Source organism: Methylobacterium sp. D53M (assembly GCF_053345625.1).
In genome coordinates this window covers 1-803 of record NZ_JBKFAL010000087.1, presented here as the reverse complement: position 1 = coordinate 803, position 803 = coordinate 1, and the positions used below count along the sequence as shown (strand labels likewise).

At 71.1% G+C, this 803-nt stretch carries 1 protein-coding gene; it reads left to right on the top strand.

The features are described 5' to 3' along the window. Nucleotides 1–803: methyl-accepting chemotaxis protein (locus tag ACLBYG_RS31600; RefSeq protein WP_447684087.1), on the top strand; the 803-nt coding region annotated here is incomplete at both ends.

Sequence of the window (803 nt, the reverse complement as noted above, 5' to 3'; positions counted from 1 at the left end):
GGCCGTCTGAGCACGACGCTGAACACGATGGTCTCGGGTCTGTCGGACCTTGCGCGGACGAACCGGGCGGCGACGGCGGACCTGAACGCGGCCGCGGCCGAGATCCGCGCCTCGGCGCAGGAGCAGGCGGCCTCGGTCGAGCAGCAGTTCGCCGCCGTGCAGGAGACGGCCGCCACGGTCGACGAGATCACCCACTCGGGCGCGCAGATCTCCAAGCGCGCCACCGAGGTGATCGCCACCGCCCAGGCCACCGCCCAGACCTCGCGCCAGGGCCTGCGCGCGGTGTCCGACACCGCCAAGGCCATGGACGCGATCCGCGAGCAGGCGGAGGCGGTGGCGGGCAACATCGTCAGCCTGTCGGAGAAGACCCAGACGATCGGCGACATCATCGAGACGGTCAACGACATCTCGGAGCGCACGCACCTGCTGGCGCTGAACGCCGCCATCGAGGCGGCCGCGGCCGGGGAGAGCGGGCGCAGCTTCTCGGTGGTGGCCTCGGAGATGAAGCTCCTGGCCGACCAGGCCAAGGCGGCCACGGGGCAGGTGCGGGGGATCCTGGGCGAGATCCAGCGCGGCATCAACACGTCGGTGATGCTGACCGAGGAGGCGGTCAAGCGCGCGGCGGCGGGCAAGACGCGCTCGGACACGACGCAGCGCACGATCGAGGAGATCACCGCGCGGGTGGAGGAGAACGTGCAGACGTTCCAGCAGATCGTGGCCTCGACCAACCAGCAGCAGCTGGGCATCGAGCAGGTGATGGGGGCGCTGCAGAACATCCGCCAGGCCAGCCAGCAGACCGCGGC